This window comes from Pseudomonas cucumis (genome assembly GCF_030687935.1).
Lineage (GTDB): Bacteria > Pseudomonadota > Gammaproteobacteria > Pseudomonadales > Pseudomonadaceae > Aquipseudomonas > Aquipseudomonas cucumis.
The window spans coordinates 2,168,316-2,182,454 of record NZ_CP117454.1 but is presented as its reverse complement, the minus strand read 5'-3'; the positions used below and the strand labels follow the sequence as shown (position 1 = coordinate 2,182,454).

Below are 14,139 nucleotides of genomic sequence, written 5' to 3'. Positions count from 1 at the left end.
TCCTACAGGGATTTGTGGTGTTCACAAAACCTGTGGGAGCGGGCTTGCCCGCGATGAGGCCGCTCCTATCCTTACAAATCCCGGATCAATCACGCGTCACGAAACAACCACGGCTGGCTCGCCCGATGCTTGGCTTCAAACGTGGCAATCGCCTCGTGGTCCTGCAAGGTCAGGCCGATATCGTCCAGGCCATTGAGCAGGCAGTGCTTGCGGAACGCATCGATTTCAAAGCTCAACACCTTGCCATCCGGACGGGTCACGGTCTGGGCTTGCAGATCAACCTGCAACTGATAGCCCGGAGTCGCCTCAACCTGCTGGAACAGCTCATCAACCTCAGCGTCGCTCAGGATGATCGGCAGCAAGCCGTTCTTGAAGCTGTTGTTGAAGAAGATGTCGGCATAGCTCGGCGCGATGATGCTGCGGAAACCGTATTCTTCCAGCGCCCACGGCGCGTGCTCGCGGCTGGAGCCGCAACCGAAGTTCTCGCGGGCCAGCAATACGCTCGCACCTTGATAACGCTCGGCGTTGAGGACGAAGTCCTTGTTCAACGGGCGCTTGGAGTTGTCCTGATACGGCTGCCCGACATCCAGGTAACGCCATTCATCGAACAGGTTCGGACCGAAACCGGTGCGCTTGATCGACTTCAAGAACTGCTTCGGAATGATCTGGTCGGTGTCGACGTTGGCTCTATCCAAAGGCGCGACAAGACCAGTGTGCTGGGTAAAAGCTTTCATGCTGCGCTCCTTTAGATCAATTCACGGACGTCGACGAAACGACCGTTCACCGCGGCGGCGGCGGCCATGGCCGGGCTGACGAGGTGCGTACGGCCACCGGCGCCCTGACGGCCTTCGAAGTTACGGTTGGAGGTCGAGGCGCAATGCTCGCCCGACTCCAAACGGTCCGGGTTCATCGCCAGGCACATCGAGCAACCCGGCTCACGCCATTCAAAACCCGCCTCGAGGAAAATCTTGTCCAGGCCTTCGGATTCGGCTTGAGCCTTCACCAGCCCCGAACCCGGCACCACGATGGCCTGTTTGATGGTCGAAGCCACTTTACGGCCCTTGGCGATCACGGCAGCGGCGCGCAGGTCTTCGATCCGCGAGTTGGTGCAGGAGCCAATGAATACGCGGTCCAGCTGAATGTCGGTGATCGCCTGATTGGCGGTCAAACCCATGTACTTCAAGGCGCGCTCGATGGAATCGCGCTTGACCAGGTCCATTTCCTTCGCAGGATCGGGAATGTTCTGATCGACAGCCAAGACCATCTCAGGCGAGGTGCCCCAGCTGACTTGCGGTTTGATCTGAGTGGCATCGAGTTCGACGATGGTGTCGAATTTGGCATCCGCGTCGGAAACCAGGTCTTTCCAGGCCTCGACAGCCAAGTCCCATTCCGCGCCTTTCGGAGCAAATGGACGGCCTTTCACGTAAGCCACGGTTTTTTCGTCGGCGGCCACCAGCCCTACGCGAGCGCCAGCCTCGATCGCCATGTTGCAAATGGTCATGCGACCTTCAACGGACAAGTCGCGAATCGCGCTACCGGCGAATTCGATGGCGTGGCCGTTACCGCCGGCGGTGCCAATTTTACCGATCACCGCGAGGACGATGTCCTTGGCGGTCACGCCGAACGGCAATTGGCCTTCGACGGACACCAGCATGTTCTTCATCTTTTTCGCGACCAGGCACTGAGTGGCGAGCACGTGCTCGACCTCGGAAGTGCCGATACCGTGAGCCAGGGCACCGAACGCGCCGTGGGTCGAGGTATGGGAGTCGCCGCAAACCACGGTCATGCCCGGCAAGGTCGCGCCCTGCTCCGGGCCGATGACGTGGACGATGCCTTGGCGGACATCATTCATCTTGAATTCGACGATGCCGTATTCGTCACAGTTATCGTCGAGGGTCTGAACCTGCAAACGCGAGACCTGGTCGACAATCGCTTCGATGCCGCCCTTGCGCTCCGCAGTAGTCGGAACGTTGTGGTCCGGGGTCGCGATATTGGCATCGATGCGCCAAGGCTTGCGCCCGGCCAGACGAAGGCCTTCGAAGGCTTGCGGTGAGGTCACTTCGTGGATGATGTGACGATCGATGTAGATCAGCGCCGAGCCATCGTCGCGCTGCTTGACCAAATGCGAATCCCAGAGCTTGTCGTAGAGCGTTTTGCCGGCCATCAGACGGTTTCCTCATCAGCTTGTTTCTATGCCCTGGGTCTTGAGCAACTTCAATAACCCCTTGGCTTGTGAGGTCGATCCTAGGGGGTTACATTAAATAACTCAAATTCATATTTTTTATGCTTTGCATAACCAACTGGAATGCCACCGAGACATCATCATGGACCTCGCCAACCTCAATGCTTTTATCGCGATTGCCGAGACCGGAAGCTTCTCCGGCGCTGGCGAACGGCTGCACCTGACACAACCCGCCATCAGCAAACGCATCGCCGGCCTGGAGCAGCAATTGAAGGTGCGGCTGTTCGATCGACTGGGCCGGGAAGTCAGCTTGACCGAAGCGGGTCGCGCCCTGCTGCCACGGGCCTATCAGATCCTCAATGTGCTGGATGACACCCGCCGCGCCCTGACCAACCTGACCGGCGAAGTCTCCGGTCGTCTGACATTGGCCACCAGTCATCACATTGGCCTGCACCGTTTGCCGCCCTTATTAAGGGAGTTCACTCGACGTTACCCACAAGTGGCGCTGGATATTCAGTTCCTCGATTCGGAAGTAGCTTACGAAGAAATCCTCCATGGCCGCGCCGAACTGGCGGTAATCACTCTTGCACCGGAGCCCCACGCACTGGTCAAGGCCACGCCCGTGTGGGACGACCCGCTGGATTTCGTGGTCGCCCCGGAGCATTCGCTGATCGCTAACGGTCCGGTCAGCCTGGCGGATATTGCCCTGCACCCTGCGGTTTTTCCCGGCGGCAACACCTTTACCCACCACATCGTGCAGCGCCTGTTCGAGGCCCAGGGCCTGACGCCGAACATCGCCATGAGCACGAATTACCTGGAAACCATAAAAATGATGGTCTCGATCGGCCTCGCCTGGAGCGTTTTGCCGCGCACCATGCTGGACGATCAAGTGGCGCGCATACCTTTGCCGGGCATACAGCTCACTCGCCAGCTAGGCTATATCCTGCACACCGAACGGACGCTGTCGAACGCGGCACGGGCCTTTATGGCTCTGCTGGATGCACAAATCGATCAGCCAGGGACTCGCGGCTAAGCTGTGCTTCTTCTTTTTGTGCTACGCCTATAGAGCCCCCAAACCCTGTGCCTAACGCCCAAGTCAGCCCAAGGCCTGTTATCCATGCCCAAATCTGTTGAACGTATGCCGCCGATGCCGCGAATTCAGGCACTTGACCCCAAACGGTCCGAGCAGAGCTGGGAAAGCGCCCCGCAGTTGCTGGCGGCCCTCAACGGCGCCCGGCTGGGCGCCTGGTATTGGGACATCGAGCGGGGGCAGATCAGTTGGTCTCGGGGTACTCAGGCGTTGTTCGGCTTCGATCCCCGGCAACCGTTGCCCGAGGACCTGGAATACCTCGACCTGCTTCCCCAGGAGGATCGGGCGAAAGCCATCCGCGCCTTCAATGCGGTGATCGCCGGCGCCCCGCTGGAGCAGGCGATGCACCACCGCATCCGCTGGCCCGACGGCAGCCTGCACTGGCTGGAAATCAACGGCAGCCTGCTGCCGGACAAAAACGGCCGGCCGCGAATGATTGGGGTCATTCGTGAAATCACCCATCAGCGCCAGCGCGAACAGGCGCTGAGCAGCTCGGAAAAACGCTTCGCCACGCTGTTTCACCTGTGCCCGAACATGGTCTTGCTGACCCGGCAGGAAGACGGCCTGATCAGCGAAGCCAACCAGTATTTCGAAAGCCTGTTCGGCTGGCCGGTGCAAGACGCCATCGGCCGAACCACGCTGGAGCTGGGCCTTTGGGTCAACCCGGAGCAACGGGCGCAACTGGTCAAGGCCACCAAGGCCAAAGGCGAACTGATCAACATGGAGGTGCAGTTTCGTGCCAGCAACGGGCAGGTTCACGACGGCATTCTCAGCGCGCAAAAGGTCGAGCTCGAAGGCCAGCCTTATCTGCTGAGCACGTTCCTCGACACCACCGAACGCAAAATTGCCGAACACGCCCTCAAAGACAGCCAGGAACGCCTCGACCTGGCCCTGGATTCGGCGCAACTCGGCACCTGGGACTGGCACATTCCCAGCGGCATGCTTTACGGCTCGGCACGGGCCGCCCAGTTGCATGGGCTGGAGCCCAAACCCTTCCATGAATCCTTCGATGCGTTTTTTGAAGGGGTGCCTGATGAAGAGCGCGGCACCATGCGCGACGCCTACCGCAGCTTGCGCGAAGGCCCGGCCGGTAATTATCAACTGACGTACCGGGTGCAGCTGCAGGACGGCAGTTCGCGCTATCTGGAAAGCCGCGCCAGACTTTATCGCGACGAGCACGGCAACCCACTGCGCATGGCCGGCACATTGCTGGACATCACTGATCAGGTAGAGCGCGAACAGCAACTGGTGGCGTCGGAAGAGAAATTCGCCACTTTGTTCCAGGTCAGCCCGGACCCGATTTGCGTCACGCGCCAGGACACCGGCCATTTCATCGAAATCAATTCCAGCTTCACCCAGACATTCGGCTGGAGCACCACCGACGTGATTGGTCGCAGCGCTGACGAAATCGGCCTGTGGGACGCTTCGGCAAAAAGCCTGCAACGAATCGAGCGGGTCATCCGCGAACAGGGCCTGAACAATGTAGCGATTGTCGTGCAGCACAAGGACGGGCAGTCCCTGACCTGCGTGATATCGAGCCGGCAGATCAGCGTCGGCGACCAACCCTGCATCGTCACCACCCTGCGAGACATCACCCAGCAGCAACGTTCGGAAGCGGCGCTCAAGGCCAGCGAGGAGAAATTCGCCAAGGCCTTCCACTCAAGCCCCGACGCCATCACCATTACCGAGCGCGACACCGGACGCTACCTGGAAGTTAACGATGGTTTCTGTCGTCTGACTGGCTACCGCGCCGATGAAGTGATCGGCCGCACGGTGTATCAGGTGGGCATCTGGGCTGAAGAGAAACAACGCTCGGCGCTGCTGGCGGAACTACAGATCAAGGGCCGGGTTCACCACCTGGAAATGCTCGGGCGCAACAAACGCGGCGAGTTGCTGACCGTCGAAGTCTCGGTGGAGCCGATCACCCTCAACGAAACCGCCTGCTTGCTGCTGACCGCCCGGGACGTCAGCTTGCTGAAAAACGCCGAAGCGCAGATCCGTCACCTGGCCTACCACGACCCGCTGACCAACCTGCCCAACCGCGCCCTGTTGATGGATCGTCTGAGCCAGCAGATCGCCCTGCTCAAACGCCACAACCTGCGCGGCGCATTGATGTTCCTCGACCTCGATCACTTCAAGCACATCAATGACTCCCTCGGCCACCCGGTAGGCGATACGGTGTTGAAGATCATCACCGCGCGCCTTGAAGCCAGCGTGCGCATGGAGGACACCGTCGCACGCCTGGGCGGAGACGAATTCGTGGTGCTACTCAGCGGCCTGGAAGGCTCGCGCAGCGATGTCAGCGCTCAGGTCCGGGAGTTGGCGGACACCTTGCGCGAACTGCTGTCCGAACCGATGTTCCTCGACGGACAGCGCCTGCAAGTGACGCCGAGCATCGGCATCGCGCTGATCCCCGACCACGGCTCGACCCCGACCGACCTGCTCAAACGTGCCGATATCGCCCTCTACCGCGCCAAGGACTCGGGCCGCAATACCACGCAGATGTATCACAACACCATGCAAAAGGCCGCCAGCGAGCGCCTGCGCATGGAAACCGACCTGCGCCTGGCCCTGTCTCGGGGTGAATTCAGCGTGCAATACCAACCTCAAGTGGACGCCCGCAACAATCGCATTACCGGCGCCGAAGCCCTGGTACGCTGGCATCATCCGCAACTGGGCGCGCAATCGCCCACCGAATTCATCAAGGTGCTGGAAGACAGCGGGTTGATTCTGGAAGTCGGCACGTGGATCCTCGACGAAGCCTGCGCGGCCTTCAAACACCTGATCGCCAATGGCCTGATCGATCCGCTCGACTTCAGCCTGTGCGTGAACATCAGCCCCCGGCAGTTCCGCCAGAACGATTTCGTCGAACGCATCGAACACAGCCTTGGCAGCCATGGCCTGCCCTACTCGTTGTTGAAACTGGAAATCACCGAAGGCATCGTCATCCAGAACCTGGACGACACCATCAGCAAAATGCGACGCCTGAAAAAACTCGGCGTGAGCTTTGCCATGGACGATTTCGGTACCGGTTATTCCTCGCTGACCTACCTCAAGCGCCTGCCGGTAGACACCCTGAAAATCGATCAATCGTTCATCCGCGATGCCACCACCGACCCCAACGATGCCGAAATCATCCGCGCCATCGTCGCCATGGCCCGCAGTCTGGAGCTGGAAGTCATCGCCGAAGGGGTGGAAAACCTGGAGCAACTGACATTTTTGCAGGGGCTGGGCTGCCATTTGTATCAGGGGTATTTGCACAGTCGGCCGTTGCCGGTTGAGGAGTTTCAGAAACTGCTCAAATAATCGGGGTCACTGTTGCACCGCACAGGAGACGTTCCGTAACAGGCACTCCAATTGCCAGTTTTTCTCTCAACCTGTAGGGTCGCGTTTTTTTGCACCGCCTCAAAGAGATCAACCATGCAGGATGCAACCCTCCCCCGCCCGGCCTTGCTGGGTATCGACCTTGGCACCACCAATAGCCTGATCGCCGTTTGGCAGGAAGGTCGGGCACAGTTGATTCCCAACGCCCTTGGCGATTTCCTCACCCCTTCCGTGGTCAGCCTCGATGAAGACGACAGCATTCTGGTTGGCAATGCGGCTCGTGCCCGTCTAACCACCCATCCGGAACGCACAGTGGCGGCGTTCAAGCGTTTTATGGGCAGCGACAAACAGTTCGAACTGGGCGGGCGGCAATTCAGCCCGGAAGAACTGTCAGCACTGGTAATCGGCTCTCTCAAACAGGATGCCGAAGCCTGGCTGGGCCATCCGGTGCATGAGGCGGTGATTTCGGTGCCGGCCTACTTCAGTGACGAGCAACGCAAACGCACGCTGTTTGCCGCCGAGCTGGCAGGCTTGACGGTGTCGCGGCTGATCAACGAGCCGACCGCCGCCGCCATGGCATACGGGCTGCACGAACAGAAGTTCGAGCGCACGCTGATTTTCGACCTGGGCGGCGGCACCTTCGATGTCACGGTACTGGAATACGCACTGCCGCTGATTGAAGTGCACGCCTCCACCGGCGACAACTTCCTCGGCGGTGAAGACTTCACTGCAGCGTTGCTACAGGCCTGCCTGAAAGACTGGCAACTCACCCCGCAGCTGATCGACGGCCAGGGGTTGGCCAGCCTGGGCGATGCTCTGGAGCAACTCAAATGCAAACTCAGTGAAGGCACCCAGCATCTGAACTGGAATGGCGCCGGCGTCTTGCACGAGTGGTCGCTGGATGAGGCCACCGCGCTGAAAATCTGGGAGCCGCTGCTGGCCCGGTTGCGCGCTCCCATCGAACAAGCCCTGCGCGATGCACGGCTCAAACCCCGGGACCTCGACAGCCTGGTGCTGGTCGGAGGTGCTACGCGGATGCCAGCCGTGCAGCAGATGGTCGCCACACTGTTCGGGCGCCTGCCCTATCGCCACCTCGACCCGGACACGATTGTCGCACTGGGCGCCGCCACTCAGGCGGCGTGCAAGGCCCGCGACAGTGCAATCGAGGAGCTGATCCTGACCGACGTCTGCCCCTACACTCTGGGCATCTCGACCAATCGCGGTGAAGACGTCAGCGGCGCCTTCTCACCGATCATCGAACGCAACACCGTGATCCCCACCTCTCGGGTGCAACGCTTTTACACCACCCATCCGCAGCAAAAGCAAATCCGTATCGCGGTCTATCAGGGTGAACGGCCGTGGGTACGGGACAATATTTTCATCGATGCCTTCGATGTCGCGATGACACCCAGCGACCAGACACAGGCCCTGGATGTGCGCTTCAGCTACGACATCAACGGCTTGCTTGAAGTTGACGTGACCCTGCTGGCCAGCGGCGAACGCCACAGCCACAGCATTGATCGCAGCCCCACCGGGCTCGACCCGCAATCACGGCAAAACAGCCATGAACGGCTCAGCGCCCTGAAAATCCATCCACGGGACGCGCTGCCCAATCGCACCCTGCTGGCACGACTGGAGCGTGCGTGGACGCAAAGCCTAGGCGATGAGCGCGAACAAATTGCCGGTTGGCTGGATGCCTTTACCGCCGTGCTCGGTGGCCAGCAATCGGTGGAGATTGCCAGCCATCGGTCACAACTCAATAAAGCGCTGGATCAACTGCGTCTTTAGCCGTTAAGCCGCCGCAGGGTCGCCTGCAAACCACCGGGCAACGTGTCCTCACCGGCGCTGTCCGGCGGCACACCATAGCGGTTAGGCAGCTTGTCGCCGGGAAAGCCGAACAACACCAGAGGCAGGAACGGCAATACCGGCGTCAGGCAGGCGACAATCAGCAGTGTGGGAATCCCGCGGCCAATGTCATGCAGCCGACGCAGAATCGCACTGAGCAACAACGCGATGCTCAGCAGCAGCATGACAATCCCCAAGACGGCGGTGCCGCTTAGCAGCGCCACGATCGGGGTGATCAGCACACACCCCAGCACTTGCCCGATAAACGCCTTGCGCCCCAATCGCGTGCCCAAGCGCCAGACCGCAACCGACGGCACCGGGCGAGTGTCGCTTTTGGCCAGGAGCAGGCGCTCGCTCCAGGACAGCAAGGCAGTCAATGCCAGACGCAGGCCCACACTGTTCGCGGCTTCATCCTTGCCACGCTGCAACTGTTGCAGCACCTTGGTCCTCGGCACTCCTGCCGCGCCATAACGAATCAGACTTCTCAGCGTATCGAGGACTTCATAGACCAGCAGCTTGTCGACGTCGAAATCCGTCAGCACTTTGCGCGGCGGCCAAACAGGATCCCCTTTGAGCAAACCATCACGAAACGCTTCGAACCAGTCATCTTCACAACTGATAGCAGCGATGGATTGCAACAGTGCGCGATGCTGCTCGGCGTCAAGGCTCGGATCGTGATACAGCACCCCCCAGAGCAGCATCAGCCCCAGCAAATCCTCGCCGCACGCATCAGGATCACTTTCAATGCAGGTATAGAGCTGCGCATTACCGGGCAGCGCTGCGCTGTCGAGGGCCTGTTGCACATTGAACAGCTGCTGCACGAGCAAACCATGGACCGGATCGGTACCTTGCAGCCACCCCAGCAAACCGGTGCAGTTACCTTGCTCACGCTGCAAACGCCGCAATAACGGCTGGAGCCGACTCAGGGGATGAGCCGGGTTGACCTCCAGTCGCTCCAGGCATTGCGTATCGATCAACGTCAGCCAACGCTCAGGCTGTTCGAGCAATGCCAGCAGGAATACCGTTTGAGCGTGCCATTGCCACGCTGCTTCGCCTTGCGCAATGTCCGGCAGGACTGCGCCTCGCTGCCCCAATTGAACCAGCAGGCTCAAGCTCCGCAAGTTCGTGTCCGCTTCTGCGTCCAGCAAGTCAAATGCCTGATCGATCCGCACCAGGGCAGACTGGTCGTAAGCCCTCAGCCTGCGCAACCACAGGCGACAAATCTTGTGCGGCTCGCCTTTTGTCAGTTCCTCGGCCAGTTGCGGCTCAGCTGAACGACTGTTGAGAAAGGCCTTCATTGCCAACGGAATCGGCGCCTGATTCAACCAACAGAGCTGCTGCTCTGCCTGATACTTGAACCCGCTCAGCACCAGCCCCTCAAGGGCATCGAACGGATGCGGCTCGTCCAGTATTTGTTGCAACAACCACACATCCCCACGATGCAAGGCCCATGCATGCCGGTACAGACGCTGCAAGCGGGAATCCGCATGTTCCCCTAGCAGCAATGCCAGCAGAGGCAGTTCATCCCCTGTCATCCGCCAGTCGACAAATGCGGATGCCAAACCTTGCAGATTGAGTTGCCCAACCCCAAGCCAGCGAGCCAGCGTTTCGGGGCGCTGTGAAGGGCTGCCATATTCTTGAGTGACATCGTCGAGGTCATGGGACCAGTCACGGAAATTTTCCAGACGGTCAAATGCCTGAATCAGCAGCGCGAGAAAGTCTGGTTGACGTTTGGCGCAAAGCTCCAGCAAGCAACTTTCAGCCTTCGGGTGACGATACTCCAGCCAGAGCCGGATCCAGCAGGGCAGCGCCTGATCCTCAAGCCCCAACAAACTGTTTTGACAAGCCAACAAATAAAGCCAATCGATATCGTCTGGCGCCTGGCTCTGTTGTTCGACACACAGCTGCAGCAGACCTGCACCACCGATACCCGCCTGAGTGAACCGCACCAGCAAACGCTTGATGAATACTTCGTCCGTCGGCAGCGGCAAACAGGTGTGATGGTTGGCGAAGTCTTCGAATTCATGGAGCGGACGATGCTCGAAGAGGTAGTCGAGGCTGCGGGCATACCACAGGGTTTCCATCTGCGCAGGCTCGGACCACCCGCTCATCAGTGTCGTGTCGAACGGGTCTGGCGCCTTGATGCGTTGCAGGAACTGTTCGACTTTACTCGCCTGCTCGAACCCCAGATCCAGCAGCTGGTGCTCCCAACCCATCCGTTGCGCCAGCAGATTCGCGCAGCGGTAAGACAGCGACCCGGCATTGGCCAATGCATGGAACAACCCCCAACCGAGGTCATCAAAAGCGTCCAGAGGCAGCTGATCCAACGCTTTAACGAACGCTTGCCAGGCCTCTGGATTGAAGCGCCGAGCCGGATCTTCGAGCAACGCGTAAAAATCCACCAAGGTCTGCGGAACCTCAGGAGCACCAGTACCTTCATCTTCGATTTCGTCCTCTTCATGACGAGCGAAGCGGGTGGCACTTTCATAGGCCTCACGCAATGCCTGAAAGCCCTCAGGATCACTCTCCGGATGATGTTCCGGTAGACGCGCGCGATAGGCATTTCGAATAACTGTCTGATCTTTGGTAGGTTCTATACCCAGGCGTATCCAGCAACTCATGACCAGTCGAACTCCTCAAGGGACGCCGGGCGTGGCAGTGGGTTGAGGTCCATGTGCCAGGGCAGGTCTACCAGGAAAGAAGGGATGTCGTGCGCAAGACCACGCGCTATGAAAGCGCTCCGCGAAAACTCCCCTTGCCGATCAAGCTCGTGAGCCATCTGTTCGTCACTGTTGCCCAGACAGCTCCAGAACGCATGACCGGCCAGGAAACCATTGAAATAGGAGAACCAACTGCCGTAATGGTATTGCGCTCTCACGGCGAGTCGGCCATGCAGCCAAAGACTTTCAGTTAAATCGATCCACTCATTGCGCAAGCCACAGCGCAAGAGAAACCCCATGCGCCCGAGATCCCAAGCCCTGATGCCACCCGGCCCGCATCCACCGAAGGTACGCCCGGCGAATTCGTGCAAGTCGCGTTCCCGGGGTGACAGCGTTTCAAGCAGTGCCTGCCATTCGCTCGGCAAGCAACGCTGCCACGACCGATATGCCCCATCGAGATGAGAGGCATGACCGTCGTCCGCCATCCCTTCGAGCATGCTTAATAACTGCGGCCGGTCGCTGATACCCCAGCTGCATTGCAGGTCGATGAATTGCGGATCGGAGTAGAAAGCAGGCTCGTCATAATGGGCGCGAGGATTGAGGGCCACCATCGGCGCAGAAAGACCGCACAGCCAACGCTGTTGTATCTCTTCCATGAAAAAAAACTCCGGGCCGACCAGACAGGATGGGAGTCGGCAAAACTGGCGCGGATTGTAGAGAAACCGTCGCAAGGCGGCAAAGTTTGCAGTGCTGTTTTTCGCCTGGAAACAAAAAGGCCCCGACAAGTCGGGGCCTTCATTCAGCGGGTTACAGCCTGTTCAAACGAATGTATGTCTTCGAATGACTCAATGCTGCAGAGCCGGTTTTTCCGTCCCGTTGATCGGGATGCGTTTGGCTTTCGCTTCTTCCGGAATCACGCGCAGCAGGTCGATACTCAACAAACCGTTGCGCAGTTCGGCGGCCTTGATTTCAATATGGTCCGCCAGACGGAACGACAGCTTGAAGGCGCGCTGAGCGATGCCTTGGTACAGATAAGTGACGTTTTCGTCCGCGTCACGTTTGCCGCCACTGATGGTCAGCACACCTTTCTCCACTTGCAGGTCCAGGTCTTCTTCCTGGAAACCGGCCGCCGCTACAACAATGCGGTATTGATCATCACCGTATTTTTCAACGTTGTAGGGTGGATAGGTGGTGCCTGGCTCATTGCGCAGGGCGGTTTCGAACAGGTCGTTGAAACGGTCGAAACCTACCGAGGAACGGAACAGTGGGGCCAGGGAAAATGCAGTACTCATGATTCAAATCTCCTGAACATAATCAGCAAGTTTTTTTGTCTCCGCGACCCGAATTCGGCATCGCGTAATCCTTAGATAAGGATCGCTGATTACTTTTCAAGAGATTTTTTCAGATTTTTTTCAAGTAGATTCAGGCCGCTTCAGACACCTGTAATCCCAGTAAACGCGAGACATTATCCAGTTCGGTCTCACGACGCAGGACGGTGAACAACTCTACCGCTTCGGGATAATTGCGGGTCAGCATCGCCAGCCACTGCTTCAAGCGACCCGGCGATTGGCGTGGCGTCATCTGCGCTTTGGCTTGCAGCCAGAAGTCCTGGATCAGCGGCAGCAGCTCGGCCCAGGTCATCTCGACGACGTCTTCACCGGCGCGGGCGGCTGCGATTTGCCGGGCCAGATCCGGGCGCGATACCAGACCACGACCGAGCATGATGTCTTCGACGCCGCTGATCTCGCGGCAACGACGCCAGTCCTCGACGCTCCAGATGTCGCCGTTGGCAAATACCGGCACTTTGACTACGTCCTGCACCCGAGGGATCCATTCCCAGTGGGCTGGCGGCTTGTAGCCATCAGTTTTGGTCCGCGCATGGACCACGATGTGTGCCGCACCGCCTTCAGCCAGGGCCGTAGCGCAAACCAGCGCGCCGTCCGGGCTGTCGAAACCGAGGCGCATCTTGGCGGTCACCGGGATATGCGCAGGGACGGCACGACGGACATGCTCGACGATTTGGTTGAGCAGTTCGGGCTCTTTGAGCAGCACCGCGCCGCCACGGGATTTGTTGACGGTCTTGGCCGGGCAGCCGAAGTTGAGATCGATGACTTCCGAACCCAATTCGCAGGCCAGCGCGGCGTTTTCCGCCAGACATACCGGATCGGAGCCGAGCAGTTGCACCCGCAGCGGCACGCCGGAGGCGGTCCGGGCGCCAGTCAGCAGTTCCGGGCCGAACTTGTGGTAATAGGCAGGCGTGAGCAACTGATCGTTGATCCGAATGAATTCGGTCACGCACCAATCAATACCGCCCACACGGGTCAGCACGTCCCGCAGGATGTTGTCGACCAACCCCTCCATGGGCGCCAAAGCAATTTGCATGAAAAACACACTCAACGAAAAACGTGCGGCAGTTTACTGGATTGCGCGAGGAATCTGCAGAACATCGCTGATTCCTTGTGGGGGCGGGCTTGCTCGCGAAAGCGGTTTAACATTCAACAATTGTGCTGCCTGTCAGTCCGCTTTCGCGAGCAAGCCCGCTCCCACATCAGATTTTTACTGAATCCAACTCCTGCAACGCCGGGCCGTAGCCCTCGATGAATTCCACCGGCATGCGCTTGGGCTTGCCGGTCGACAATTCGATACATACGAATGTGGTCTGCGCCCGCAGCAACGTCGTGTTGTCGCTGGGGCGCTTCAATTGAAAGTGTCGGGTCATTTTCAGGCGCTGGTCCCAATCGACGATCCAGGTCGCCAACTGCAACTCATCGCCCTCATAGGCTGCTGCCAGGTAATCAATCTCGTGCCGCACCACCGCCATCGCCCGATCCAGCCGCCGGTACTCGACCAGATCCAGCCCAAGCCGTTGCGAATGGCGCCAGGCGCAGCGCTCGAGCCAGGTCACGTACACCGCGTTGTTCGCGTGGCCCAGCCCGTCGATGTCCTCGGCGCCCACTTCCAGATCAATGATAAACGGCGTTGCCCGATCCCAGCCCATGCCCCACTCCCGGTCAGATGATTTCGACCGGGGCAGTGTA

The 14,139-nt window shown here is 59.3% G+C and carries 10 protein-coding genes; 3 read left to right on the top strand and 7 right to left on the bottom strand.

Annotation, left to right across the window (positions count from 1 at the left end; translation table 11 throughout):
• Nucleotides 1–89: 89 nt before the first annotated feature.
• A complete protein-coding gene (gene leuD, locus PSH97_RS09950; RefSeq protein WP_007905962.1) occupies nucleotides 90–734 on the bottom strand; it encodes a 3-isopropylmalate dehydratase small subunit in 645 nt (214 codons plus the stop codon).
• 11 nt (nucleotides 735–745) lie between these two features.
• The gene (gene leuC / locus PSH97_RS09945) at nucleotides 746–2,164 is read right to left on the bottom strand and encodes a 3-isopropylmalate dehydratase large subunit (protein ID WP_305449028.1); all 1,419 of its coding nucleotides are present in this window, start codon (nucleotides 2,162–2,164) and stop codon (nucleotides 746–748) included.
• Nucleotides 2,165–2,324: 160 nt separating this feature from the next.
• Between leuC and PSH97_RS09940 the strand changes: the two genes are divergently transcribed.
• The 3 genes from PSH97_RS09940 (at nucleotide 2,325) to PSH97_RS09930 (ending at nucleotide 8,384) form a co-directional block, all read left to right on the top strand.
• Nucleotides 2,325–3,215 (top strand): LysR family transcriptional regulator, encoded by an 891-nt coding sequence (locus PSH97_RS09940; RefSeq protein WP_007905966.1) that lies wholly within the window; start codon nucleotides 2,325–2,327, stop codon nucleotides 3,213–3,215.
• Between the two features lie 84 nt (nucleotides 3,216–3,299).
• Nucleotides 3,300–6,578, top strand: a complete 3,279-nt coding sequence (locus tag PSH97_RS09935; protein WP_305449027.1) for a sensor domain-containing protein — start codon at nucleotides 3,300–3,302, stop codon at nucleotides 6,576–6,578.
• A 114-nt stretch (nucleotides 6,579–6,692) separates the two neighbouring features.
• Nucleotides 6,693–8,384: a molecular chaperone HscC gene (locus PSH97_RS09930; protein ID WP_305449026.1), complete on the top strand. Its 1,692-nt coding sequence runs from the start codon at nucleotides 6,693–6,695 to the stop codon at nucleotides 8,382–8,384.
• On the opposite strand, the gene PSH97_RS09925 is transcribed toward PSH97_RS09930, so the two are convergent.
• The 5 genes from PSH97_RS09925 to PSH97_RS09905 form a co-directional block, all read right to left on the bottom strand.
• Entirely contained in the window at nucleotides 8,381–11,062 is a 2,682-nt protein-coding gene (locus PSH97_RS09925) for a DUF805 domain-containing protein (protein WP_305449025.1), read from the bottom strand. The two genes, PSH97_RS09930 and PSH97_RS09925, sit on opposite strands and share 4 nt — an antisense overlap.
• Nucleotides 11,059–11,757, bottom strand: coding sequence for a DUF1266 domain-containing protein (locus PSH97_RS09920; protein WP_305449024.1), 699 nt, complete (start codon nucleotides 11,755–11,757; stop codon nucleotides 11,059–11,061). Before PSH97_RS09920 ends, PSH97_RS09925 begins: the two co-directional genes overlap by 4 nt.
• A 189-nt stretch (nucleotides 11,758–11,946) precedes the next feature.
• Nucleotides 11,947–12,393: an Hsp20 family protein gene (locus PSH97_RS09915; protein WP_305449023.1), complete on the bottom strand. Its 447-nt coding sequence runs from the start codon at nucleotides 12,391–12,393 to the stop codon at nucleotides 11,947–11,949.
• A 130-nt stretch (nucleotides 12,394–12,523) separates the two neighbouring features.
• On the bottom strand, nucleotides 12,524–13,483 hold the full coding sequence (locus PSH97_RS09910) for a tRNA dihydrouridine synthase (protein WP_038980070.1): 960 nt from the start codon (nucleotides 13,481–13,483) through the stop codon (nucleotides 12,524–12,526).
• A gap of 166 nt (nucleotides 13,484–13,649) precedes the next feature.
• Nucleotides 13,650–14,099, bottom strand: a complete 450-nt coding sequence (locus PSH97_RS09905) for an acyl-CoA thioesterase (protein WP_305449022.1) — start codon at nucleotides 14,097–14,099, stop codon at nucleotides 13,650–13,652.
• Nucleotides 14,100–14,139: the final 40 nt, after the last annotated feature.